The following is a 23,692-nucleotide window of genomic DNA, read 5'->3' on the forward strand; positions in this document are numbered from 1 at the left end:
GTGGACGTCCTTCATAAGGGGAGATGGTCAGGTGGGCGGCGATCCGAGTCCCGGGGGCGTGGCGCGGCGGCTGCGGGAGGGGATGGCGCGCGGAGTGCTGTCCTTCCCGCTCACCGCGTTCCACGACGACGGCTCCCTCGACCCCGACGGCTTCCGGGCCCATGTCGCCGACCGGCTCGCCGCCGGGCCCGGTGCCGTCTTCCCGGCCTGCGGCACCGGCGAGTTCTTCTCGCTCGACGAGGACGAGTACCGGACCGTCGTCCGGGTCGCCGTCGAGGCGGCGGCGGGAGAGGCGCCGGTCGTCGCCGGGACCGGGTACGGCTGGGCGCAGGCCGCCCGGTTCGCGCGGATCGCCGAGGAGGCCGGGGCCGACGCGCTGCTCGTGCTGCCGCACTACCTGGTCGACGCCCCGCAGGAGGGCCTCGCCGCCCAGGTGGAGCGGCTCGCCGCCCGCACCCGGCTGCCGCTGATCGCCTACCAGCGCGGCCAAGTCGCCTACACGGCCGAAGGGTTGCGGCGCATCGCCCGCATCCCGAACGTCATCGGCCTCAAGGACGGCCACAGCGACCTCGACCGGCTCCAGCGCCTCACCCTCGCCGCCCCCGACGGCTTCCTCTTCTTCAACGGCGCCGCCACCGCCGAGATCCAGGCCCGCGCCTACGCCGCCGTCGGCGTCCCCGCCTACTCCTCCGCCGTGCACGCCTTCGCCCCCGAGATCGCCGGCGCCTTCTTCGCCGCCCTGCGGGACGCCGACCACGCAGCCGTCGACAAGCTGCTGCGGGAGTTCTACGTCCCGTTCGTCGAACTCCGCGACCGCGCCCCCGGATACGCCGTGTCCCTGGTGAAGGCGGCGGCCCGGCTGCGGGGGCAGCGCGTCGGACCCGTACGCGCCCCGCTCACCGACCCCGCGCCCGCCGACCTCGCCGACCTCAGGGCGCTGCTCGCCGCCGGACTCGACCTCGTGGGAGCCTCCCTGTGACCCGTGACCTGACCATCGCCGAGGTGCGGCTGACGCCGGTCCTGGTCGCCGACCCGCCGCTGCTGAACACCCAGGGCGTGCACCAGCCGTACACCCCGCGGCTGATCGTGGAGATCGTCACCGCCGACGGGACCACCGGGCTCGGCGAGACCTATGGCGACACCAAGTACCTGGAACTGGCCCGCCCGCTGGCCGCGCGGCTCACCGGACGCTCGGTCATGGATGTGAACGGGCTGTTCGCGATCGACCTCGGCGTCGACGAGTCCCGGGTCGAGGCGGAGGCCGACGCCGGCGGGCTGCGCGGGGTGCAGAGCGCCGACAAGCTGCGGCTGTCGGTGCTGTCCGCCTTCGAGGTGGCCTGCCTGGACGCCCAGGGCAGGGCACTCGGACTGCCCGTGCACGCGCTGCTCGGCGGCAAGGTGCGCGACGCCGTCGAGTACAGCGCCTATCTGTTCTACAAGTGGGCCGGCCATCCGAAGGGCGTGGCCTGCGAGCCGGACGACTGGGGGGCCGCCCTCGACCCGGCCGGGGTGGTGGCGCAGGCGCGGCTGTTCAAGGAGCGGTACGGGTTCACGTCGTTCAAGCTCAAGGGCGGTGTCTTCGCGCCCGATGAGGAGATCGCGGCCGTACGGGCCCTCGCCGGGGCCTTCCCCGGGCATCCGCTGCGCCTCGATCCCAACGGCGCCTGGTCGGTGGCGACCTCGCTGAAGGTGGCGGCCGAACTCGGGGACGTCCTGGAGTACCTGGAGGACCCGACGCTCGGTACGGCCGCGATGGCCGAGGTGTCGGCGGAATTGAGAGGGGCGGCGCGAAGCGCCTCGGACAAGGGTGGTGGTGGGCGACGGGCGGGCGTCCCGCTCGCCACCAACATGTGCGTGACCGCCTTCGGGGAGATCAAGGAGGCCTTCACGCGCGACGCCGTGCAGGTCGTGCTCGCCGACCACCACTACTGGGGCGGGCTGCGCAACACCCGGCAACTCGCCGCGATCTGCGCCGCCTTCGGGGTCGGGGTCTCGATGCACTCCAACACGCACCTGGGCATCAGCCTCGCCGCGATGACCCAGGTCGCGGCCACGGTCCCCGGCCTCCACCATGCGTGCGACTCCCACTACCCCTGGCAGTCCGAGGACGTCCTCACCGAGCGGCCGGCGTTCCATGGCGGGCGGGTCGTGGTCTCCGACGCCCCCGGCCTCGGCGTCGAACTGGACCGGGAGGAGCTGGCCCGGCTGCACCGGCGGTGGGCCGAGGACGACGGCTCGCTGCGGGACCGCGACGACGCGGCGGCGATGCGGGCGGCCGAACCGGGCTGGCGGCAACCGGTGATGCCCCGCTGGTAACCGCCTGTGCGGCGCGGCACGTGGTGCACACTGGCCAGGTCCGCACCACGCCAGGGAGCGCACCGTGACCCCGTCGCACACTCTCACCGGAGAGGAACCGGAACACCTCACCCAGGCCGCGCGCTGTCGGCCCCAGATCGACCCGCTCGCCGCGCTGCGCGCGCCCGGTGACCCGCCCTGGGACGTGTACCTGACCGGCACGGTCTTCCTCGACATCATCTTCACCGGCCTGGACTCGGCGCCCGTGCGCGGCACCGAGTCCTGGGCCCGGGGCATGGGTTCCAGCCCCGGCGGGGTCGCCAACATGGCCACGGCCCTGGCCCGGCTCGGACTGCGGACCTCCCTCGCCGCGGCCTTCGGGGACGACCACTACGGCGAGTACTGCTGGGACGTGCTCGAACAGGGCGAGGGCATCGATCTGTCGGCGTCGCGGACCGTGCCCGGCTGGCACTCGCCGGTGACGGTGTCCATGGCGTACGAGGGTGAGCGGACGATGGTGTCCCACGGGCACGAGCCGCCGCCGCAGGCCGTGTTCGGTGCGGAGGGGGCCCCGGCGCGCCCGCCCCGCGCGCGTGCGGCCGTCGCTTCCCTGACGCCCGGTACGCGGGCGCCGTGGATCGCGCAGGCCGCACGGAAGGGCACGCGGATCTTCGCCGACGTCGGCTGGGACGAGACCGGGGCGTGGGATCTGGCCGGACTCGCCGATCTGGAGCACTGCGAGGCGTTTCTGCCGAACGCGGAGGAGGCGAAGCGGTACACGGGGACCGACTGTCCGCGGCTCGCCGCGCACGCCCTGACCGAGTGTGTGCCGGTGGCTGTCGTGACGCTCGGGCCGGAGGGGGCCTATGCGGTGGACCGGCGGACGGGGGAGGCCGCGGACGTGCCGGCGATCGCCGTGGAGGCGCTGGATCCGACGGGAGCGGGGGATGTGTTCGTCGCCGGGTTCGTGACGGGGTCGCTGGCGGGATGGCCGCTGGCGGACCGGCTGGCGTTCGCCGGGCTCACGGCGGCTTTGTCGGTGCAGGAGTTCGGGGGGTCCCTGTCCGCGCCGGGGTGGTCGGAGATCGGGGCGTGGTGGCGGCGGGTGCAGTCCCTACCGGGGCAGGAGCCGGCGGCCTTGGACAGGTACCGGTTTCTCGAGGGACTGGTGCCGGAGGAGGTGGACCGGCCCTGGCCGCTGAGGCGAGCGGTTCCGACCATCGGGTTCCGCCGGTCCGGCTGATGTACGGGGGGCTCCGCCTTCCGGGCCCCCGTTCGGAAAACATCTACGGGCTTGTCTGTGCACCGTCGTACCCTGGAAGCGCGAGGCCGCCCTCAGCTACGCGGCCGTGAGAAGGAGGAAGCGCAGGCCTTCAGCGCCGGCCCATGACACAGACACCCACAGCTCACACCACCCCCGCGCAGGAGCAGGCGAGAGCGCAGTTCACCGTCCCCGCCCAGCACCCCATGGTGACCGTACTGGGTTCCGGCGACTCCCTCCTGCGCGTGATCGAGAGGGCCTTCCCGGGGGCCGACATACACGTCCGGGGCAATGAGATCAGCGCGGTCGGCGACCCCACCGACGTCGCCCTCATTTCGCGCGTGTTCGACGAGATGATGCTGGTGCTCCGCACCGGGCAGCCGATGACGGAGGACGCAGTGGAACGCTCGATCGCCATGCTCAAGGCGAGCGACAACGGGACGAGCGACGGGCCCGAGACCCCGGCGCAGGTACTGACGCAGAACATCCTGTCCTCGCGCGGGCGCACCATCCGCCCGAAGACCCTCAACCAGAAGCGGTACGTCGACGCGATCGACAAGCACACGATCGTCTTCGGCATCGGGCCCGCCGGTACCGGCAAGACCTACCTGGCCATGGCCAAGGCCGTGCAGGCCCTGCAGTCCAAGCAGGTCAACCGGATCATCCTCACCCGCCCCGCCGTGGAGGCCGGTGAGCGGCTCGGCTTCCTGCCCGGCACGCTCTACGAGAAGATCGACCCCTACCTGCGCCCGCTGTACGACGCGCTGCACGACATGCTCGACCCGGACTCCATTCCACGGCTCATGGCCGCCGGGACCATCGAGGTCGCGCCGCTCGCCTACATGCGTGGCCGCACGCTCAACGACGCCTTCATCATCCTGGACGAGGCCCAGAACACGAGCCCCGAACAGATGAAGATGTTCCTCACCCGCCTCGGCTTCGACTCGAAGATCGTGATCACGGGTGACGTGACCCAGGTCGACCTCCCGGACGGCACCAAGAGCGGTCTGCGGCAGGTGCAGGAGATCCTGGAAGGCGTCGAGGACGTCCACTTCTCCCGGCTGTCGTCCCACGATGTCGTACGGCACAAGCTGGTGGGCCGTATCGTCGACGCGTACGAGAGCTACGACAGCAAGCACGGCACCCAGAACGGCGCGCACAAGGTGCAGGGCCGGGGCAAGGCCGGACACAAGGGGAAGTAGACCAGCACGACCATGTCGATCGACGTCAACAACGAGTCCGGCACCGAGGTCGACGAGCAGGCGATCCTCGACATCGCCCGCTACGCGCTCGCGCGGATGCGCATCCACCCGCTCTCCGAGCTCTCGGTGATCGTCGTGGACGCCGACGCCATGGAGCAGCTCCATATCCAGTGGATGGATCTGCCGGGTCCGACCGATGTCATGTCGTTCCCGATGGACGAGCTGCGGCCGCCGTCCAAGGACGACGACGAGCCGCCGCAGGGGCTGCTCGGTGACATCGTGCTCTGCCCCGAGGTCGCCAGGAAGCAGGGCGAGGAAGCGCCGACCCAGCACTCCATGGACGAGGAGCTGCAGCTGCTCACCGTCCATGGCGTGCTGCACCTGCTCGGGTACGACCACGAGGAGCCCGACGAGAAGGCCGAGATGTTCGGGCTCCAGGCGGCCATCGTGGACGGGTGGCGGGCCGAGCGCGGGCTGACCGGGCCGTCCCCGGCGCCGACCGTCTCGTAAGCGGGCCGTATGTCTCCGCAGATCGTGGTCGGCGCGATCGCGCTGGTCGTCGTCGCCTGGCTCGCCGCCTGCGCGGAGGCGGGCCTCGCCCGGGTCTCCAGCTTCCGCGCCGAGGAGGCCGTCAAGTCCGGGCGGCGCGGCAGCGCCAGGCTCGCCCAGGTCGCCGCCGACCCCACCCGCTACCTCAACGTGGCCCTGCTGGTCCGCGTCGCCTGCGAGATGGCTGCCGCGGCCCTGGTGACATACGCCTGCCTGCAGGAGTTCGCCGCCACCTGGCAGGCCCTGATGGTCGCCATCGGGGTGATGGTGCTGGTGTCGTACGTCGCCGTGGGTGTGTCGCCGCGCACCATCGGCCGCCAGCACCCGCTGAACACGGCGACCGTGTCCGCGTACGTGCTGCTGCCGCTCGCCAGGATCATGGGCCCGATCCCCTCCCTGCTGATCCTCATCGGCAACGCGCTCACGCCCGGCAAGGGCTTCCGGCGCGGCCCCTTCGCCTCCGAGGCGGAGCTGCGTGCGCTGGTCGACCTCGCCGAGCAGGAGTCGCTGATCGAGGACGAGGAGCGCCGCATGGTGCACTCGGTCTTCGAGCTCGGGGACACGCTCGTCCGTGAGGTCATGGTGCCGCGCACCGACCTGGTCACCATCGAGCGCTTCAAGACCATCCGGCAGGCCCTCACCCTCGCCTTGCGCTCCGGTTTCTCCCGGATCCCGGTCACCGGCGAGAGCGAGGACGACATCGTCGGGATCGTGTATCTGAAGGACCTGGTCCGTAAGACCCACATCAGCCGCGACGCGGAGAGCGACCTGGTCTCGACCGCCATGCGGCCCGCCGTCTTCGTGCCCGACACCAAGAACGCCGGTGACCTGCTGCGCGAGATGCAGAAGGAACGCAACCACGTCGCCGTCGTCATCGACGAGTACGGCGGCACCGCCGGCATCGTCACCATCGAGGACATCCTCGAGGAGATCGTCGGCGAGATCACCGACGAGTACGACCGTGAACTCCCGCCGGTCGAGGACCTCGGTGACAACCGCTTCCGGGTCACCGCCCGCCTGGACATCACCGACCTCGGCGAGCTGTACGGCCTGGAGGAGTACGACGACGAGGACGTGGAGACGGTCGGCGGACTGCTCGCCAAGGCCCTCGGCCGTGTCCCCATCGCGGGGGCGTCCGCAGAGGTCGAACTGCCCGACGAGCGCCGGCTGAAGCTGACCGCGGAGGCCGCGGCCGGCCGCCGGAACAAGATCGTGACGGTCCTGGTCGAGCCCGCCGGGAAGGACGAGGAGAGGCCCGAGTGAGCCCAGAGGAACTGCGCGCCTTCTGCCTGTCCTTCAACGCGGCCGTGGAGGACTTCCCGTTCAACCCGGAGACCTCGGTCTTCAAGGTGCTGGGCAAGATGTTCGCCCTGGCCGAGCTGGGCGCGCGGCCCCTGACGGTCAACCTCAAGTGCGACCCGGAGGACGCGCTACGGCTGCGCGGGGAGCACGAGGGGCTGATCGTCCCCGGGTACCACATGAACAAGCGGCACTGGAACACCGTGACGGTCGACGGCGCACTGTCCGAGCGGCTGGTGAAGGAGCTGATCGAGGACTCGTACGACCTCGTCGTCGCCGGACTGCCGAGGACGGAGCGGCTGCGGCTGGACCGGCCGTAACGGCGTTGCCCCAAGGCACGGGCGTCCTGTCGGATCAGGGGCATGACCACGCGATATCCGCACCCCCTGCGCCCCGGGTCGTCGGCTACTCCGACATGTCCGCGGTCATCACGCCGCTGACCCTGCTCACCGGGGTCGCGACCGTGCAGGGCAACAACCTCATGGACACCCCTACCGGGGGCCCGAGGGCCTCAGGTCCTGGCTGGACGCCGGGGTCGAGTGCGGGCACGTCGCGCCCTACCTCCCGCTGGTCAACGGCGCGCGCGGCCGTGTGGTGCACACGGCCGCGCGGAGGGAGATCGTTCAGACCCTGGACCGACCCCGGCGCAGGCCCAGGCCGACCAGGACGGCGGTGGCCAGGACGATCGCCGCGTCCAGGGCGACGACCGTGTGGACGCCGCTGAGCAGGTCGCCGGAGGCGGTGGCCAGGACGCCCAGCAGCGGGATGCCGATGGTGATGCCGACCTGCTGGGTGGAGGTCACCAGACCGGTCGCCAGGCCCTGCTCCTCGTCCGGCACACCGGAGGTGACGGTCAGGCCGTAGGAGATGATCGCGCCCAGGTGGCACATGCTGGCCAGGGACACGGCCGCGGTGGCGAGCCAGACCGACCAGGTGTGGGCGTTCAGCAGGAGCAGGGCCGCGATCAGCGCGCCCTGCCCGGTCAGCGAGCCGACCAGGGTGCGGCGGGCGCCGAAGCGGCCGATCACCTTCGGGGCGAGCGTGCCGGCGACGACCGACAGCACGCCCTGGACGCCGAAGACCAGGCCCGTCTCGAACGCCGACAGGCGCAGGATCTCCTGCAGGTACAGGGTCAGGACGAAGATGACCGTCGACATCATCGAGAAGGTGACCAGACCGCCCACGTTGCCCCAGGCGACCGTGCGGCGGCGCAGCATGGGCAGCGAGACCAGGGGCGCGGTCGAGCGGGACTCGATCACCGCGAACGCGGTCAGCAGGAGGAGGCCGGCGATCAGGGTGGTGATCACGTCCGGGCGGGCGAAGCCGTGGTCGGCGGCCGTGGACAGGGCGTAGATCAGGGACAGCAGACCGGTGGTGACGGCGACCGCGCCCGGCACGTCCAGACGCGGGCCCTGCGGGGTGCGCGACTCCGGCAGCAGACCCGGGGCCAGCGGCAGCACGATCAGCGCGAACACCGTCAGCAGGGCCATGGTGGAACGCCAGCCGAGCGCGTCCGTCAGCACACCGCCCGCGATCATGCCGACCGTGAAGCCCAGCGACATCAGCGTGCCGGAGATGCCGAGCGCGCGGTCCCGGGCCGGGCCCTCCGGGAAGGTGGTGGTCAGCAGGGACATCCCCGTCGGGACGATCGCCGCCGCGCCGAGGCCCTGCAGCGCGCGTCCGGTGAGGAAGGACGCCGGGTCCCAGGCCAGGGTCGCCAGCAGCGAGGCCGCGCCGAACAGGGCCAGGCCGGTCAGGAACAGCTTGCGGCGGCCGTACAGGTCGCCGATGCGGCCGAAGAGGAGCAGGAAGCCGCCGGAGGGCAGCGCGAACGCGGTGACCGCCCACTGCAGCGCCGAGCGGCTCATACCGAGGTCGGTGCCGAGGTCGGGCAGGGCCACGTTGAGGACGGAGAAGTCCAGCGCGACCATGAACTGGGCCGCGCACAGCACGAACAGGACGAGCTTGTCACGCGTCGACAACCGGGGCGGCCGGGGGGTGTCGAGCGAGGTGCCCGTGGGGGTGGTGGGTTGGGTGGTGGTGTCGATCGCCATGGCACGAGCTTGCGGCCGGCGGAAGAAACATGGGGAGTCGGAACTTATGGTGGTGGTGGCACCACCAGACACAACGGGGGAGGAGCGGTACGTGCCTGCTGCGGGGGCGACGAGGAGTGAACGGCGCAACGAACTGCGCGAGTTCCTGATGAGCCGGCGGGCCCGGGTCAGCCCCGAGGAGGCCGGGCTGCCCGCCGGGGGCGGTCGGCGCCGTACGCCCGGGCTGCGCCGGGAGGAGGTCGCCGTGCTCGCCGGGGTGGGCGCCTCCTGGTACCAGTGGCTGGAGCAGGGGCGGGAGATCTCCGTCTCGCCGTCGGTGCTCGACGCGGTGGCGCGGGTGCTGCGGCTGAGCGACGCCGAGCGCCGGCACCTGTATCTGCTCGCCGGGCTGAACCCGCCGGCGCCCGAAGTGGTGCAGGGCAAGCGGGACATGTGCGACGGGCTGCAGCGGCTGATCGACACCTGGATGCCGTATCCGGCGCACATCATGGACCTGTACTACAACTGCGTGATGTACAACGACGCGGCCGCGATCGTGCTCGGCATGCGGCCGGACATCACCCAGAACTGTCTCGTCGACTTCTTCACCGATCCGCTGTACCGGTCGCGGTGCCACAGCTGGGAGCGGAACGCCCGTACGGTCGTGGCGCAGTTCCGGGCCGCGTCCGCGGCCCGGCCGGACGACGAGGGGTTCCGGGCGGTGCTCGCCGAGGTCAGCGAGCGCAGTCCGGAGTTCGTGGCGCTGTGGGCCGAGCGGGACGTCGAGGAGCAGGGGCAGGTCCGCAAGGAGCTGGACCATCCGCTGGCCGGGCTGCTGGTCGTGGAGTCGACGGCGATGAAGGTGCCGGCCCGGCCCGATCTGATGATCGTGCTGCACACGCCGCTGGAGGAGGCGAACACCGCAGCGAAGCTGGAGTGGCTCGCCTCTCCGGACGGCCGGCGGGGCGCGATGTACCCCGTGGCGGGGTGAAGGGCGGGGCGGCGGGCGCGGCTTCGTATGCTCAGGGCATGACCGAGAGCAACGCGCTTGATCCCGAGGACCGCAAGATCGTCACCCTGGCCCGTTCCGTGCGGGCCCGTAACGGTGTGCCGGAGGGGGCGGCCGTACGGGACGAGACCGGGCGTACGTATGTCGCCGGGGCGGTTTCGCTGCCCTCGCTGACGCTGAGCGCGCTGCGTACCGCCGTCGCCATGGCGGTGGCGTCGGGGGCTACGTCGTTGGAGGCGGCGGCGGTGGTCAGCGAGGCGGAGTCCTTGGCGGACGAGGACTTGGCTGCGGTGGCCGATCTGGGGGGTGCGGGGACGCCGGTGTTGCTGGCCTCGCCGGACGGTGTCGTCCGGCTCACCGCCCCCGCCGCCTGACGCCCCAGGGGGCTCCGCCCCCTCGACTGGTGGTCCCGCCGCCGGCCCGGCCGGTGCCGGTCTGGTGGCGGTCCCGGCCCGTTGAGGATGTACCGGCCGAACGGCAGGTCGGCTGGAATTCAACCTTGTTGCGGCTGTGCTCCTGCGCGTCAATGGAGCCGTACCTTCCGACGGGCCGTCAGATCCGCACCGCCGGCGCAGTGTGCCGTACCGCCTGCTCAGGCCCCCCGCCCGTCGGCGTCCCCCCACATGGCACTCCCCACAGGGAAGGGAAGCGGATCCCCATGAGACGCAAGCGCACGGCAACGGGTGCGGCGCTGGTCGCCGGGGCCCTCGCGGTCACCGGACTCGCCTTCGCGCCCACCGCGGCCGCCGTCACCCCACAGTCGGCGACCATCACCGCGAGCTGCGGCATCTTCGGCGGCGGCGCGGCCACGCTCACCGCCACCCAGAGCGGCACCTCGGCCACCATCACCCTCACCTCGTCCGCCATCACCGCACCGGTGGCGGTGGCCCAGGACTCCATCTCCTCCACCCTCACCCTGGCCAGGGCCGGCGGCGGCTCCGTCGTGTTCAGCGGGACGAAGAACCCCGCCATGAACACCGGCGACGCGGTCAGCGTCGGCCCGCTCCCCGGCACCGTCGCCTCCGGTGACAGCCTGGACGCCTACGGTGGCTCGCTGAAGATGGTGATCTTCGGCGTCACCGTGACCTGCACCGCGAGCGGTCCGCAGGCGCCCGGCCCCTTCGTGTTCGACTGATCCCTTCGGCCGACCGAACCGAGCGATCTGTTCCGGATGCCGCAGAAACTGATGATCCGTCAGTTTTCTGCGGCATCTCCATTGACTTCTCACCCCCGCTCCACATCAATGCCCCCTGTCGGCGCAGACGAGCCGCTGCGCCCGCAACCCTCAGGAGGGGGCCCCATGGGTTCGACACCCCCAAGACCACGAAGATCCCGACGGTGGCGCTGGAGCTCACTGCTCGGGGCGACCGCGCTCGCGGTCACCACGGGCGGCGCGCTGGCCTGTCCGGCCGGCGCCGCCGGCGCGAACGTGGACTTCGCCACGCACTGCATCCCGCCCGCCGTCGCGGGCCTGCCGCCGATCGACGGCACCACGACCGCCGGCGTGTCCGTGGACAATGCCAGTCCCAAGGTCGGCGACACCGTCACCGTGACCTACACCGTGGTCACCGCCGCCGCGGGCAACCCCACCGACCTCGCCCTGCCGGCCGACATCATGACCCCGACCGGGAAGGTCACCCTCGGTGGCGCGCAGACGGGGGACGTGACCGTCGCGGGACCCAGGAAGAACCCGCCGGTGCCCGGGAAGGCCGCCTTCCCGTCCTTCTCCATGACCGGGACGTTCACCGTCACCAAGGCCGGCCAGATCACCCTCTCGCCCGGCGACTACAACATCCACACCAGCTACATCATGGAGCTGGACACCCCCTGCACGGTCACCAACCCGCCCGCCCCGGTGTCCCAGACCGTGACGGCGACCGACGGCACCCCGGCCAACACCCGTGCCATCTCCCTGAGTTCGGCCTCGGGTGACCCGGGCGCCAGTGTCACCGTGAGCGGTACGCACTTCACTCCGGGCGCGACCGTCACGCTGGCCGGGCGGTCCGGCGGCACCCAGACCGCGGACACCGCGACGGTGACCGCGAACGCCCAGGGCTCCTTCAGCGGTTCCCTCGTCGTCAAGGACAGGACGACGACCGGGATCGTGGCCTACGAGGGCGGCTCCTGGACCGCGGACAAGGGGGCCGGACCGGCCGCCTATGTCGTCAACGACAACTCGCCCGTCCCGCCGGGCAGTCAGAAGCTGACCACCACCGTCAAGGCGGGCACGCTGTCCATGTCCCAGGCCGGGGACTCCGTCGCGCTGTCGGCGGTCGGCTTCGGCAAGGGCGGGGCCTCCACGGGCAAGCTCCAGACCGTGACCGTGCAGGACTTCAGAGGCGGGCCCGCGGGCTGGTCACTGACGGGCAAGGTCACCGACTTCACCGGCCCCGGCGGCAAGGTCGACGCGGGCAGGCTGAGCTGGACCCCGGCCTGCGCGACCAAGCCGGGCAGCCCCAGCACCTGCAAGGCAGGTTCGGCGGGCACCCTGGGCAGCTCGGGAGCGACCCTGGCGTCGACCTCCGACGGCACGCTCACCGGCGGTGAGTTCACCGTCGACGCCGGACTCTCCCTGGACGTACCGGCGTTCACACCTCCGGGCGCGTACTCCGGCGTGCTCACGCTGACGCTCACCTGAGCGTACGGGCGTCCGCACCCGCCCGTTCCCATGTCTCTCGTCCGTCCCCCCAGTCGCCCCCCAAGTCGCCCCCAGTCTCTCCCCAGTCTCTCGTCTCTCTTCTCTCGTCCGCGGGGGTCCGCACCCATGCGCAAGCTGTACGTCCTCCTCCTGGGCCTGATGCTGGCATGGCAGGCCACACCCGCCCACGCCGCCGACAACGGCAGCTGGTCCGTCTACCCGGTCGCCTCGGAAGTCGCCGCGCGGCCCTCCTTCTACCTCTCCGCCGACCCCGGCCAGACCCTCACCGACAAGGTCGCCGTCCAGAACAGGACCGGCACGCCGCTCACCTTCCGGCTCTACGCGGCCGACGCCTACAACACGCCCAGGGACGGCGGCTTCGCCGTACGCACGCTGAAGGAACGGATGTGCGGGGTGGGCGCCTGGGCGAAGCCCGCCAGGTCCCGGATCACCGTGCCCGGGCACAGGACCGTCACCGTGCCGTTCACGCTGCACGTCCCGGAAGAGGCCGAGCCCGGTGACCACCCGGGTGCCCTCGTCGCCCTCGACGAGAAGATCGACCCCGGCAGCGGGCGGTTCGCGCTCGGCGTGCAGCGGGCCGTCGGTGCCCGGGTCTATCTGAGGGTCGGCGGGCCCACCCTGCCCGCGCTCTCCGTCGGGCAGGTGCACATCAGCCATCACCAGCCGCTCGTCCCCGGCCTCGGCGACAGCACGGCGACCGTCTCCTACACCCTGCGCAACACCGGCAACGTCACCCTCGACCCCAAGGTGGAACTGAAGGCGCGCGGGCTGTTCGGCCGTACGCTGCTCGACCGCGAGCTGACCCGGTTGCCGTCCGAACTGCTGCCGGGACAGCGGGTCCGGCTCACCGAGACCTGGTCCGGTGCGCCCCAGCTCGACCGGGCGGACGTGACGCTGACCGCGAGCGCGCCCGGCACCCGGCAGTCGGCGAGCGCCTCCTTCCTCGCGCTGCCGTGGCTGGTCGCGGCGCTGGTGTTCGTCGCGGGCGTGGCGACCGGGGCGCTGCTGGTCAGAGCGCGTCGGGGCCGCGTTCGCCGGTCCGCACGCGGACGACCGTCTCCACGGGTACGGCCCATACCTTCCCGTCCCCGATCTTCCCCGTCCGCGCGGCGCTGACGATCGCGTCGATCACGGCGTCGGCGTGCGCGTCCTCCACCACGACCTCGATGCGCACCTTCGGCACCAGGTCGACCCGGTACTCCGCGCCCCGGTACACCTCGGTGTGGCCGCGCTGCCGGCCGTAGCCGCTCGCCTCGGTCACGGTCAGACCGTGCACGCCCAGCTCCTGCAGGGCGGTCTTGACCTCGTCCAGCCGGTACGGTTTGACGATCGCGGTGATGAGCTTCATGCCTGGGTGTCGACCTTCTGCGTGCTGGTGCCGGTGAGGACGGAGTGGTTTACCGGGCGCCGTGGCCCAGGACGCCGTGATCGTATGCCGTCCTGGCGTGCACCGTAAGGACCAGCCGTCACAGGGCTGAGGGGGCGGTGGGCGCCGGTGGGGCATCGCTGGTACAGCGCCGGCTCGTGGATCAGGGACAATGAACGGCATGAGCGTTCGTACCCAGTCATCCGAGCAGCCGGCCGAGGCCGTCCACCGCGCCGGTTTCGCCTGCTTCGTGGGCCGGCCCAACGCGGGCAAGTCCACCCTCACGAACGCTCTGGTCGGGCAGAAGGTGGCGATCACCGCGAACCAGCCGCAGACGACGCGGCACACGGTACGGGGCATCGTGCACCGGCCCGACGCCCAGCTGATCCTGGTGGACACCCCGGGGCTCCACAAACCGCGCACGCTGCTCGGTGAGCGGCTCAACGACGTCGTGCGGACGACGTGGGCCGAGGTGGACGTGATCGGTTTCTGCCTGCCGGCGAACGAGAAGATCGGTCCCGGTGACCGCTTCATCGCCAAGGAGCTGGCCGGGATCAGGAAGACCCCGAAGGTCGCCATCGTCACCAAGACCGACCTGGTCGACTCCAAGGCCCTGGCCGAGCAGCTGATCGCCATCGACCAGCTCGGCAAGGACCTGGGCATCGAGTGGGCGGAGATCGTGCCGGTGTCGGCGGTGGGTGCCCAGCAGGTGGATCTGCTGGCCGACCTTCTGATCCCGCTGATGCCGGAGGGTCCCGCGCTCTACCCCGAGGGTGATCTGACGGACGAGCCCGAGCAGGTCATGATCGCGGAACTCATCCGCGAGGCCGCGCTGGAGGGGGTCCGTGACGAGCTGCCGCACTCCATCGCCGTGGTCGTGGAGGAGATGCTCCCGCGCGAGGACCGTCCCGCGGACCGTCCCCTCCTGGACATCCACGCCAACGTCTACATCGAGCGCCCCAGCCAGAAGGGCATCATCATCGGCCCCAAGGGCAAGCGCCTGAAGGAGGTCGGCATCAAGTCCCGCAAGCAGATCGAGGCGCTGCTCGGCACGCCGGTCTTCCTCGACCTGCACGTCAAGGTGGCCAAGGACTGGCAACGCGACCCGAAGCAGCTGCGCAAGCTGGGGTTCTGAGCTAGGCCCCCTGGGGGGTCATGTCCTGCAAGCCCACCACCCTCAGCAGCTGGAGCCGTTCGTGGGACTCCGTGCCGGGGCGGGCCGTGTGGATGATCAGCAGCTGGTGGTACTCGTGACTGAGCAGCACCTCGCAGTCCAGCTCCAGCAGGCCGACCACGGGGTGCTGGAAGCGCTTGGTGCCCGGGCGCCGCAGGGACACCTCGTGTTCCTCCCACAGGCGGCCGAACTCCTCGCTCGCCGAGCGGAGTTCGGCGACCAGCGCGACCGGTTCCGGATCGTCGGGGCGGGCGGCGGCCACCGCGCGCAGGCTCGCCACGTGCCCGCGCGCGTGCTCCGGCCGGTCCTCGGGCGGGAACAGCTCCCGCACGGCGGGGTCCAGGAAGAACAGGCGGGTCAGGTTGCGTTCCCGTGGCGGGCGGGACATCACGTCTCCGACGAGTGCCCTGGCCATCGCGTTCTGTGCCAGCACCTCGCCGCAGTCGGTCACCACCTGCGCAGGGTGGTCGTGCAGTCGGTCGAGGACCAGCAGCAGGCCGGGGCGGACATGCCTCGACGCCGCCTCGCGGCGCGGGGGCTCCTCGCCGGTCAGGTGGAACAGGTGGTCGCGTTCGTCCTCGCTCAGGCGCAGCGCCCGCGCCAGTGCCGTGAGCATCTGGCGGGACGGGCGCGGGCCACGCGACTGCTCCAGGCGCGTGTAGTAGTCGACCGACATGCCGGCCAACGCCGCCACCTCCTCTCGGCGCAGGCCCGGTGTACGGCGGCGGGCGCCGGCGGCCAGCCCCACATCGGACGGGCCCAGGCGGGCACGGCTGCGGCGCAGGAAGTCAGCGAGTTCGGCTCGGTTCACCCCTCAAGGGTGCGGCAGGGCGCAGGGCTTATCCAGGGAGTGCCGGTCCCCTGATCGGGAGGTCTCTCCCGCCCGCCGCGGCCCCGGTCGACAGTGGTGGCACCAGGTCGAGAGGAGCAGAAGATGCTGACATTGGTGACGGGCACGACGGGACAGGTCGGCCGGCGCTTCGTGCCGAGGCTGCTGGCGCAGCGGCGGCCGGGCGAGCAGGTACGGGTCATGGTGCGGGACGCGGCGCGCGGCGAGGCCTTCGCGGAGCTGGGCGCCCAGGTCGCCGTCGGCGATCTGCGGGACGAGGAGGTGCTCGGCAAGGCGCTCGCCGGGGTGGACGCGGTCGTGAACGTCGCGGCGTCCTTCCGCGGGGTGCCGGACGAGGAGGCCTGGGCCGTCAACCGGGACGCGGCCGTGGCCCTGGGCCGGGCCGCGGTGGCCTCCGGAGTGCGGCGCTTCGTGCAGGTCAGCACGGGGCTGGTGTACGGCGTCGGGCGGGGCCGCCCGCTGACCGAGGAGGACGAGACCCAGCCCGGCGGCGCGATGTGGGGCGCCTATCCCGAGTCCAAAGCGGCGGCCGAACGGGAGCTGCTCGCGCTGGAGGGCATGGAGGTGCGCATCGCCCGGCTGCCCTTCGTCTACGGCGAGGGCGATCCCCATCTCGCCCAGTCCCTGCGGTGGGCGGCGCACTGGGCGTCCACCCAGCGGCTGCACATGGGCCACCATGCCGACGTCGCCCAAGGGCTGCTGCGCCTGCTGTACGCGCCGGGGGCCGGCGGGCCCGTCTACAACATCGCCGACGACGCCCCCGTCACGGCGGTCGACCTGCACCGGCTCAACGGCGTCGAGGTGCCCGCCGACATGTACGCCCGGACCGACCCCGACCCGTGGCTCGGGATCATGTCCACCGAGCGGATCCGCCGGGACCTCGGCTTCCGGCCCCTCTACCCGACCGTCTGGGCCGCCCGCGACGCCGGAGTCCTCTGAGCCACCTAGGCCCTGTCGTCAAATTCCCGCCTGTCCGGCGGCGCCTGGCAGGCGGGAATTTGACGACAGGGCCTAGTCGACCCCCCTGATCCGCCCCACCAGCACCGACCCCGCCAGCCCGATCACCGCCGCCACCAGGTACAGCACCCGGTAGCCGCCCAGGTAGGTCACGATCGGCGCCGCCAGCGCGGGGGCGGCCACCTGGGGCAGGGCGTTGGCCACGTTGATGACCCCCAGGTCCTTGCCCCGGTCCAGTGACTTCGGCAGGACGTCCGTCATCAGCGCGAAGTCGACGGAGGTGAACACGCCGAAGCCGACGCCGAGGACGGCCGCCGCCGCGATCGCGCCGGGCCAGGTCTGCCAGCCGGCCAGGGCCGCCGTCGCCACCGCCATCAGCACGCCCGACCAGACGACGAACGGTTTGCGCCGGCCCACCCGGTCCGACCAGACGCCGCCCGCCACGACCGTCGCCACCAGCGTCAGGCTGTTGACCGCCGTCAGCACGAGCACGTCCTGCTCGGGGTCGGGGCGGTGCAGGCGGTCGCGCAGGTAATACAGCAGGTACAACAGCACCATCGCGTTGCTGAGGTTGATCAGGAAGCGGGTCAGCCAGGCCCAGCCGAGGTCGGGGTGGCGGCGCGGGCTCAGCCAGAACCCCGCCAGGAACGACCGCCACGACCACGCCGGCCGGTCGGTCTCCGCCAGCCGCGGATCCGGGAACCGCAGGACGTACGGCAGCACGCCCGCCGCCGCGCACACCGCGCAGGCCGTGTACCCGGCGCCGATCCCGCCTGCCGCCGTCGCGAGGCCCGTGCCGCCGACCACGCCCAGGATCTGCGCCGCCCCCAGCCAGCCGCCCACCGCGCCGCGCTGGAGCCGGGGCACCCGGTCCGGTACCGCCGCCGTCACCGCCGCGAACGCCGCGTTCAGCGTGAGCTGCACCAGGCACCAGCCCACCGCCATCGACCACACCCCGCCCGCCCGCGCGAGCAGCAGCAGGGACACCGCGCCGCCCGCCGCCCCGGCCACGATCCACGGCGTACGGCGGCCCCGGCGGGCCGTCGTACGGTCGGACAGCGCGCCGAAGAGCGGGTTGGCGAGCAGCGAGACCATCGCGCCGGCGCCGGTCACCCAGGCCAGCAGGGTCTCCTTGGTCATCCCGGTGCCGGGTGCGAAGTCCTTCGCCTGGGAGGCGAGCAGGATCTGCAGCGGGCCGAACCAGCCGACCCAGATCGCCCCGTTGGCCAGTGCGAGGGCTGCCGTCCAGCCCCGGCCGACGGGTGCGACGGGCTCGGCCAGGGCGGCGGCCGGAGCGTCGGCCGGGCCGCCGGCCGTGCTCATCTCTGGGCCCGCAGCAGGTCCCGGAACCAGTGGTAGGAGGCCTTCGGGGTGCGTTTCAGCGTCCCGTAGTCCACGTGCACCAGGCCGAAGCGGCGCGCGTACCCCTCGGCCCACTCGAAGTTGTCCATCAGGGACCACACGAAGTAGCCGCGTACGTCCACGCCGGCCTCCAGCGCGGTGTGCAGGGCGCGGAGATGGGCGTCCAGGTAGGCGATGCGGTCCTGGTCGTCGACGCCGTCGTAGGAGCAGCCGTTCTCGGTGATGACGATCGGCGGGAGCCTGTCGCCGTACCGCTCGCGGAAGCCGCACAGCAGCTCGGTGAGGCCCTCCGGGACGATCGGCCAGCCGAAGTCGGTCACCGGGCGGCCCGCGATCTCCCGGACCGAGAAGGGCAGTTCGGCGGGCAGCGCCAGACCGCCGTACTCGCTGTCGGTGCCGCCGGGTGCACCCACCCGTGTGGGCGCGTAGTAGTTGATCCCGTACCAGTCGACGGGCTCGGCGATGACCTTCAGGTCCTCCTGCACGTCGCCCGGCATCAACGCGGCCATGCCGTCGGGGTATTGACCGAGGATGACCGGCTCGGCGAACAGGCGGTTGAGCAGGACGTCGTAGAAACCGGCCGCCTCGACGTCCGCCGGCTCGGTGGAGGCGGGCCAGGTGGGGCCGTGGGAGTTGGCGATGCCGACGTCCCCGGCCCCGGCCGCGCGCAGGGCCCGTACCGCGAGACCGTGGGCGAGGAGCTGGTGGTGGGCGACCGGGAGCGCGTCGAACAGGAGCCGCCTGCCGGGGGCGTGGGCGCCGAGGGCATGGCCCAGGAGGGTGTGCTCGGCGGGCTCGTTCAGGGTGATCCACTTGCCCACACGGTCGCCGAGGCGCTCGGCCACCGCCGTCACATGGTCGGCGAACCGGGCCGCCGTGTCCCGCTGGAGCCAGTCCAGACTGGCGGGCAGGTCCCAGTGGAAGAGGGTGGGCACCGGCCGTACGCCCGCCGCGCACAGCTCGTCCACCAGGCGGTCGTAGAAGTCGAGGCCACCGGGGGAGTTCACCCGGGGCCAGGAGACCGAGAAGCGGTACGCGTCCACGCCGAGGCCGGCGAGGAGGGCCACGTCCTCGCGGTAGCGGTGGTAGTGGTCGCAGGCGACCGCCGCCGTCGAGCCGTCCTTCACCCGCCCCGGTTCGGCCGTGAACACGTCCCACACCGATGGCTGGCGTTCCCCGGCCGCGCCCTCGATCTGATGGGCCGAGGTCGAGACACCCCACAGGAAGCCCTCGGGGAAACGGGGTATCGGGCCGCCTGCGTCAGTCGCCATGGCCGGATCATCCTTACCCCCGGTAACAGAAGTCAACGCCCCGGCGGAAACCGGTGGTTACGCGCCTTCCTTCAGCACCCGGGAGACCAACTCCCGTTCCTCCTCGCTGAGTCGGGGGTCGGCCGCGTACACCGTGCGGCCGTCCACGGTGATCTCGTACCGGAAGCCGTCCGGTACGCCGGCGGGCGCGGTGCCCTGGCCGGACGCGAGGACGCGTTCGGCCAGGGCCTGCCACGCGGAGGCGTCGGGCCGGCCCGCGGTGTCCACCTCGGCCCGGCGCTCGATGCCCGCGAAACCGCCCGTGCGCCTCACTTCAATCCGCATGGGCCCAGTGTCCAGTACTCCGGCGTCGCAGTACTACAGCGTCCGCACGCCGACCTGTTCCCACGCCTTCTGCACGGCCTGGAGCTCGTCCCCGGCGCCGAACCGCTCCCGGGCCGCCTTCACCGTCAGCGTGGCGAAGTCGGCGAACAGCGCGTCCTGCTTGAGGCCGCCGCCGGTCAGCACGTCGTACCAGATCTGTCCCGCCTTCTCCCAGGAGCGCCCGCCGATGGCCGTCGCGACCAGGTAGAAGGCGTGGTTCGGGATGCCCGAGTTGATGTGCACGCCGCCGTTGTCGCGGCCGGTGCGGACATAGTGCTCCATGGTCGCCGGCTGCGGGTCCTTGCCGAGGTTCGGGTCGTCGTACGCCGTGCCCGGGGCCTTCATCGAGCGCAGCGCGGTGCCGTGGACACCCGGCGCGAGCAGCCCGGCGCCGATCAGCCAGTCGGCCTCGGCGGCGGTCTGGCCGAGCGTGTACTGCTTGATCAGCGAGCCGAAGACATCCGAGACGGACTCGTTGAGCGCGCCGGACTGGCCGAAGTACTCCAGGTTCGCGGTGTGCTGGGTGACGCCGTGCGTCAGCTCGTGGCCGATGACGTCGACCGGGAGGGTGAAGTCGAGGAAGACCTGGCCGTCGCCGTCGCCGAACACCATCTGCTCGCCGTTCCAGAAGGCGTTGTCGTAGCCCTCGCCGAAGTGCACGGTGGCGTCCAGCGGCAGCCCGGCGCCGTCGATCGAGTGGCGGCCGTAGGCCTTGAGGTACAGCTCGAAGGTGGCGCCGAGGCCCGCGTAGGCGCGGTTGACGGTGGCGTCCGAGCCCGGGTCGGAGCCCTCCTCGCGGACCTTGGTGCCGGGCAGGTCCTGGGTGTGGTGGGCGTCGTAGATGGTGCGGTGCGGCTGGTCGGCGGCGGCACCCGCGGGAGCGGCGACGGAGGGTGCGCCGATGACCGTGGTCAGGCGGCGCTTGGTGCGCTGGAGGGCGTCGTGCTCCAGGGACCGGCGGGCCGGGCCGGAGAGCGCGGAGTCCTCGGCTTGCGCGAGCTTGTCGAGGACATGTGGCGGCACGATCGTGCAGAAGACGGGCTCGAAGCCCCCGTTGGTCGTCATGTCCCGCACCATCGCACTCAGTGATGGAGATGTCACTAGCTGCCACCATGATTGGTGAAATACCAGGACAGGGAGCGCCACGCTGTGTGACGGTGTGGTAGGGCGATGTGGTGCAGCGCACTTTTTGTCCCTTTTGTGGTCGCGGTCCCGCATACTGAAACGCGTCCCCCGGGCCCGGGGCGGCTCGGCTAGGCTGCGAGGCATCATGCGTTTCGGGCTGCTTCTCCTTAGCTGCCGCGGCGAGGGCCTGTAGTCACAAGGCCGACTCCCTCCCCGCGGAGCTCTGGCGTTGCGTCGTCGGCCGTCCACCCGGACATCCGGATCTCCGGACACCCTGAGGAGCCCACGCACCATGGCCAACCGCCAGCAGCCCAGTTCCATGCCGATCCACAAGTACGGCCGCTACGAGCAGGTGGACATCCCGGACCGCACCTGGCCGGAGCAGCGGATCACCGCCGCCCCCCGCTGGCTCTCCACCGACCTGCGTGACGGCAACCAGGCCCTGATCGACCCCATGTCGCCCGAGCGCAAGCGCCGGATGTTCGACCAGCTGGTCAAGATGGGCTACAAGGAGATCGAGGTCGGCTTCCCGGCCTCCGGCCAGACCGACTTCGACTTCGTGCGCTCGATCATCGAGGAAGAGGGCGCGATCCCGGACGATGTCACGATCTCCGTACTGACCCAGGCCCGCGAGGACCTGATCGAGCGGACCGTGGAGTCCCTGAAGGGCGCCAGGCGGGCGACCGTCCACCTGTACAACGCCACCGCCCCCGTCTTCCGCCGCGTGGTCTTCCGCGGCTCCAGGGACGACATCAAGCAGATCGCCGTCGACGGCACCCGGCTGGTGACGGAGTACGCCGAGAAACTGCTGGGCCCGGAGACCGAGTTCGGCTACCAGTACAGCCCCGAGATCTTCACCGACACCGAGCTGGACTTCGCGCTGGAGGTCTGCGAGGCGGTCATGGACGTCTGGCAGCCCGGTCCCGGCCGCGAGATCATCCTCAACCTGCCCGCCACGGTGGAGCGTTCGACCCCCTCCACGCACGCGGACCGCTTCGAGTGGATGCACCGCAACCTGACCCGCCGCGAGTACGTCTGCCTGTCCGTCCACCCGCACAACGACCGCGGTACGGCCGTGGCGGCGGCCGAGCTGGCCCTGATGGCCGGCGCCGACCGCGTCGAGGGCTGCCTGTTCGGGCAGGGTGAGCGGACCGGCAACGTCGACCTGGTCACCCTGGGCATGAACCTGTTCTCGCAGGGCGTCGACCCGCAGATCGACTTCTCCGACATCGACGAGATCCGTCGTACGTGGGAGTACTGCAACCAGATGGAGGTCCACCCGCGCCACCCGTACGTGGGCGACCTGGTCTACACGTCCTTCTCCGGCTCCCACCAGGACGCCATCAAGAAGGGCTTCGACGCCATGGAGGCCGACGCCAGGGCCAAGGGCGTCACCGTCGACGACATCGAGTGGGCGGTGCCTTACCTGCCGATCGACCCGAAGGACGTCGGCCGCTCCTACGAGGCCGTGATCCGGGTCAACTCGCAGTCCGGCAAGGGCGGTATCTCCTACGTCCTGAAGAACGACCACAAGCTGGACCTGCCGCGCCGGATGCAGATCGAGTTCTCCAGGCTCATCCAGGCGAAGACCGACGCCGAGGGCGGCGAGATCACGCCGAAGGAGATCTGGGCGGTCTTCCAGGACGAGTACCTGCCGAACCCGGACAACCCCTGGGGCCGCATCCAGGTCAGGACCGGCCAGTCGACGACGGACACGGACGGCGTGGACACGCTGACCGTCGAGGCGACGGTCGACGGCGAGGACACGGTCCTGACCGGTTCCGGCAACGGTCCGATCTCGGCCTTCTTCGACGCCCTGGAGTCCATCGGCATCGACGTACGCCTGCTGGACTACCAGGAGCACACGATGAGCGAGGGCGCCTCCGCGCAGGCCGCCTCCTACATCGAATGCGCGATCGACGGCAAGGTCCTGTGGGGCATCGGCATCGACGCGAACACGACGCGTGCGTCGCTGAAGGCCGTCGTCTCCGCGGTGAACCGCGCGGCCCGCTGACCGCTCCGACCGGGCCTTTCGGCGCCCTGACCGCTGTATACGGCGGTCAGGGCGCCGTCGTTTATCGGCCATCGTCGCACTCAGATCACGGACAGGTCTCTTCCGGGGTACTGACTCAACCTCCGTGATGTGGCTAACATCACGCCAGCACGGCGATGTTGCCGTGCGGTTACGGAGGTGCGACGTGCTGCCAGTACGGGGACGAGACGGCCAGGCCCTGCGCTTCCTGGGCACACGCACCGCATGGACACCGATCGGGGACGGCGAGTTCTTCTGCCCCGGCTGCGGCGGCGACCGCAACTACCAGCGGCTCACCGGGCGCCGCCGGCTCACCCTGCTCGGGGTGCCCCTGCTGCCGCGCGGCACGGCCGGACCGGTCGTGGAGTGCGCCGCCTGCCGCCACCACTACGGCACCGACGTCCTCGACCACCCCACCACGCGCCGCTTCTCCGCGATGCTCCGCGACGCCGTGCACACCGTCGCCCTCGCCGTGCTCGCCGCGGGCGGCACCTCCTCCCGTACAGCGCTGGAGACGGCCGCCACGGCCGTGCGCGCGGCCGGCTTCGACGGCTGCACCGAGGACCAGCTGGCCGCCCTGGTCGAGGCCCTCGCCGCCGACACCGGCCGGGTCCTCGGCGGCGAGGGCGGCACGAGCCTGACCATAGAGCTGCACGAGGCCCTGGACCCGCTCGCCCCGCACCTCGCCCCGGCGGGCCGCGAGTCCCTGCTCCTCCAGGCCGCCCGCATCGCCCTCGCCGACGGCCCCTACACGCCCGCCGAACGCGACGCCCTCACCACGGTCGGCGCGGCCCTGACCATCTGCGCCGACGACGTCACCCGCCTGCTGGCCGCCGCCCGCACCCCGTCCTGACCCGCCGGGCTCCGGGCCGGCCCCATGGATCG

23 protein-coding genes are annotated in these 23,692 nt (G+C 71.7%); 16 read left to right on the forward strand and 7 right to left on the reverse strand.

Annotated elements, in window-relative coordinates:
• The first annotated feature begins 82 nt into the window (after positions 1-82).
• The 7 genes from ABZ624_RS32795 to ABZ624_RS32825 all read left to right on the forward strand — a co-directional run bounded on the left by ABZ624_RS32795 (position 83) and on the right by ABZ624_RS32825 (position 6,926).
• The gene (locus tag ABZ624_RS32795) at positions 83-979 is read left to right on the forward strand and encodes a 5-dehydro-4-deoxyglucarate dehydratase (RefSeq protein WP_360097323.1); all 897 of its coding nucleotides are present in this window, start codon (positions 83-85) and stop codon (positions 977-979) included.
• The gene (locus tag ABZ624_RS32800; RefSeq protein ID WP_360097226.1) at positions 976-2,316 is read left to right on the forward strand and encodes a glucarate dehydratase family protein; all 1,341 of its coding nucleotides are present in this window, start codon (positions 976-978) and stop codon (positions 2,314-2,316) included. Before ABZ624_RS32795 ends, ABZ624_RS32800 begins: the two co-directional genes overlap by 4 nt.
• 64 nt (positions 2,317-2,380) lie before the next feature.
• Entirely contained in the window at positions 2,381-3,538 is a 1,158-nt protein-coding gene (locus tag ABZ624_RS32805) for a PfkB family carbohydrate kinase (protein ID WP_360097229.1), read from the forward strand.
• Between the two features lie 143 nt (positions 3,539-3,681).
• The gene (locus ABZ624_RS32810; protein ID WP_360097232.1) at positions 3,682-4,758 is read left to right on the forward strand and encodes a PhoH family protein; all 1,077 of its coding nucleotides are present in this window, start codon (positions 3,682-3,684) and stop codon (positions 4,756-4,758) included.
• A gap of 12 nt (positions 4,759-4,770) precedes the next feature.
• Positions 4,771-5,268: an rRNA maturation RNase YbeY gene (gene ybeY, locus ABZ624_RS32815; RefSeq protein ID WP_360097235.1), complete on the forward strand. Its 498-nt coding sequence runs from the start codon at positions 4,771-4,773 to the stop codon at positions 5,266-5,268.
• 9 nt (positions 5,269-5,277) lie between these two features.
• On the forward strand, positions 5,278-6,570 hold the full coding sequence (locus ABZ624_RS32820) for a hemolysin family protein (RefSeq protein WP_360097238.1): 1,293 nt from the start codon (positions 5,278-5,280) through the stop codon (positions 6,568-6,570).
• Positions 6,567-6,926, forward strand: coding sequence for an MmcQ/YjbR family DNA-binding protein (locus ABZ624_RS32825; RefSeq protein ID WP_360097241.1), 360 nt, complete (start codon positions 6,567-6,569; stop codon positions 6,924-6,926). Before ABZ624_RS32820 ends, ABZ624_RS32825 begins: the two co-directional genes overlap by 4 nt.
• A 303-nt stretch (positions 6,927-7,229) precedes the next feature.
• On the opposite strand, the gene ABZ624_RS32830 is transcribed toward ABZ624_RS32825, so the two are convergent.
• Positions 7,230-8,660, reverse strand: a complete 1,431-nt coding sequence (locus ABZ624_RS32830; protein WP_360097244.1) for an MFS transporter — start codon at positions 8,658-8,660, stop codon at positions 7,230-7,232.
• Between the two features lie 148 nt (positions 8,661-8,808).
• Here ABZ624_RS32830 and ABZ624_RS32835 point away from each other — a divergent pair, with 148 nt between their 5' ends.
• From ABZ624_RS32835 to ABZ624_RS32855, 5 genes are all read left to right on the forward strand, one after another.
• Complete coding sequence (locus ABZ624_RS32835) at positions 8,809-9,630, forward strand: helix-turn-helix transcriptional regulator (RefSeq protein ID WP_360097326.1); 822 nt, start codon at positions 8,809-8,811, stop codon at positions 9,628-9,630.
• A 38-nt stretch (positions 9,631-9,668) separates the two neighbouring features.
• The gene (locus ABZ624_RS32840; protein ID WP_360097247.1) at positions 9,669-10,022 is read left to right on the forward strand and encodes a cytidine deaminase; all 354 of its coding nucleotides are present in this window, start codon (positions 9,669-9,671) and stop codon (positions 10,020-10,022) included.
• A 284-nt stretch (positions 10,023-10,306) separates the two neighbouring features.
• The gene (locus ABZ624_RS32845; protein WP_360097250.1) at positions 10,307-10,783 is read left to right on the forward strand and encodes a hypothetical protein; all 477 of its coding nucleotides are present in this window, start codon (positions 10,307-10,309) and stop codon (positions 10,781-10,783) included.
• Between the two features lie 165 nt (positions 10,784-10,948).
• Positions 10,949-12,286, forward strand: a complete 1,338-nt coding sequence (locus ABZ624_RS32850) for a beta-xylosidase (RefSeq protein WP_360097253.1) — start codon at positions 10,949-10,951, stop codon at positions 12,284-12,286.
• Positions 12,287-12,412: 126 nt separating this feature from the next.
• Positions 12,413-13,423 carry a DUF916 domain-containing protein gene (locus ABZ624_RS32855; protein ID WP_360097256.1) on the forward strand — a complete coding sequence of 337 codons (1,011 nt, stop codon included), beginning with the start codon at positions 12,413-12,415 and terminating at the stop codon, positions 13,421-13,423.
• Here ABZ624_RS32855 and ABZ624_RS32860 read toward each other — a convergent pair.
• A complete protein-coding gene (locus ABZ624_RS32860) occupies positions 13,317-13,655 on the reverse strand; it encodes a P-II family nitrogen regulator (protein ID WP_360097259.1) in 339 nt (112 codons plus the stop codon). The genes ABZ624_RS32855 and ABZ624_RS32860 overlap by 107 nt on opposite strands.
• Before the next feature lie 199 nt (positions 13,656-13,854).
• Here ABZ624_RS32860 and era point away from each other — a divergent pair, with 199 nt between their 5' ends.
• Positions 13,855-14,808: a GTPase Era gene (gene era, locus ABZ624_RS32865; RefSeq protein WP_360097262.1), complete on the forward strand. Its 954-nt coding sequence runs from the start codon at positions 13,855-13,857 to the stop codon at positions 14,806-14,808.
• 1 nt (position 14,809) lies between these two features.
• On the opposite strand, the gene ABZ624_RS32870 is transcribed toward era, so the two are convergent.
• Entirely contained in the window at positions 14,810-15,658 is an 849-nt protein-coding gene (locus ABZ624_RS32870) for a helix-turn-helix transcriptional regulator (RefSeq protein ID WP_360097265.1), read from the reverse strand.
• A gap of 123 nt (positions 15,659-15,781) precedes the next feature.
• Here ABZ624_RS32870 and ABZ624_RS32875 point away from each other — a divergent pair, with 123 nt between their 5' ends.
• Complete coding sequence (locus tag ABZ624_RS32875; RefSeq protein WP_360097268.1) at positions 15,782-16,636, forward strand: NAD(P)-dependent oxidoreductase; 855 nt, start codon at positions 15,782-15,784, stop codon at positions 16,634-16,636.
• Positions 16,637-16,708: 72 nt separating this feature from the next.
• On the opposite strand, the gene ABZ624_RS32880 is transcribed toward ABZ624_RS32875, so the two are convergent.
• From ABZ624_RS32880 to ABZ624_RS32895, 4 genes are read right to left on the reverse strand one after another with little or no spacing between them, the layout of a single operon-like run.
• Complete coding sequence (locus ABZ624_RS32880; RefSeq protein ID WP_360097271.1) at positions 16,709-17,977, reverse strand: MFS transporter; 1,269 nt, start codon at positions 17,975-17,977, stop codon at positions 16,709-16,711.
• Positions 17,974-19,287 carry a GH1 family beta-glucosidase gene (locus ABZ624_RS32885; RefSeq protein WP_360097274.1) on the reverse strand — a complete coding sequence of 438 codons (1,314 nt, stop codon included), beginning with the start codon at positions 19,285-19,287 and terminating at the stop codon, positions 17,974-17,976. The genes ABZ624_RS32880 and ABZ624_RS32885 overlap by 4 nt, the downstream gene beginning before the upstream one ends.
• 57 nt (positions 19,288-19,344) lie before the next feature.
• A complete protein-coding gene (locus ABZ624_RS32890; RefSeq protein WP_360097277.1) occupies positions 19,345-19,611 on the reverse strand; it encodes a protealysin inhibitor emfourin in 267 nt (88 codons plus the stop codon).
• Between the two features lie 33 nt (positions 19,612-19,644).
• The gene (locus tag ABZ624_RS32895) at positions 19,645-20,715 is read right to left on the reverse strand and encodes a M4 family metallopeptidase (RefSeq protein WP_360097280.1); all 1,071 of its coding nucleotides are present in this window, start codon (positions 20,713-20,715) and stop codon (positions 19,645-19,647) included.
• Between the two features lie 352 nt (positions 20,716-21,067).
• Here ABZ624_RS32895 and leuA point away from each other — a divergent pair, with 352 nt between their 5' ends.
• Together leuA and ABZ624_RS32905 are read left to right on the forward strand one after the other, a co-directional pair.
• Complete coding sequence (gene leuA, locus ABZ624_RS32900) at positions 21,068-22,789, forward strand: 2-isopropylmalate synthase (RefSeq protein ID WP_360097283.1); 1,722 nt, start codon at positions 21,068-21,070, stop codon at positions 22,787-22,789.
• Between the two features lie 184 nt (positions 22,790-22,973).
• Positions 22,974-23,660: a TerB family tellurite resistance protein gene (locus ABZ624_RS32905; RefSeq protein WP_360097286.1), complete on the forward strand. Its 687-nt coding sequence runs from the start codon at positions 22,974-22,976 to the stop codon at positions 23,658-23,660.
• Positions 23,661-23,692 lie beyond the last annotated feature (32 nt).

The organism is Streptomyces sp. NPDC007205, assembly GCF_040634095.1.
Taxonomy (GTDB): Bacteria; Actinomycetota; Actinomycetes; order Streptomycetales; family Streptomycetaceae; genus Streptomyces.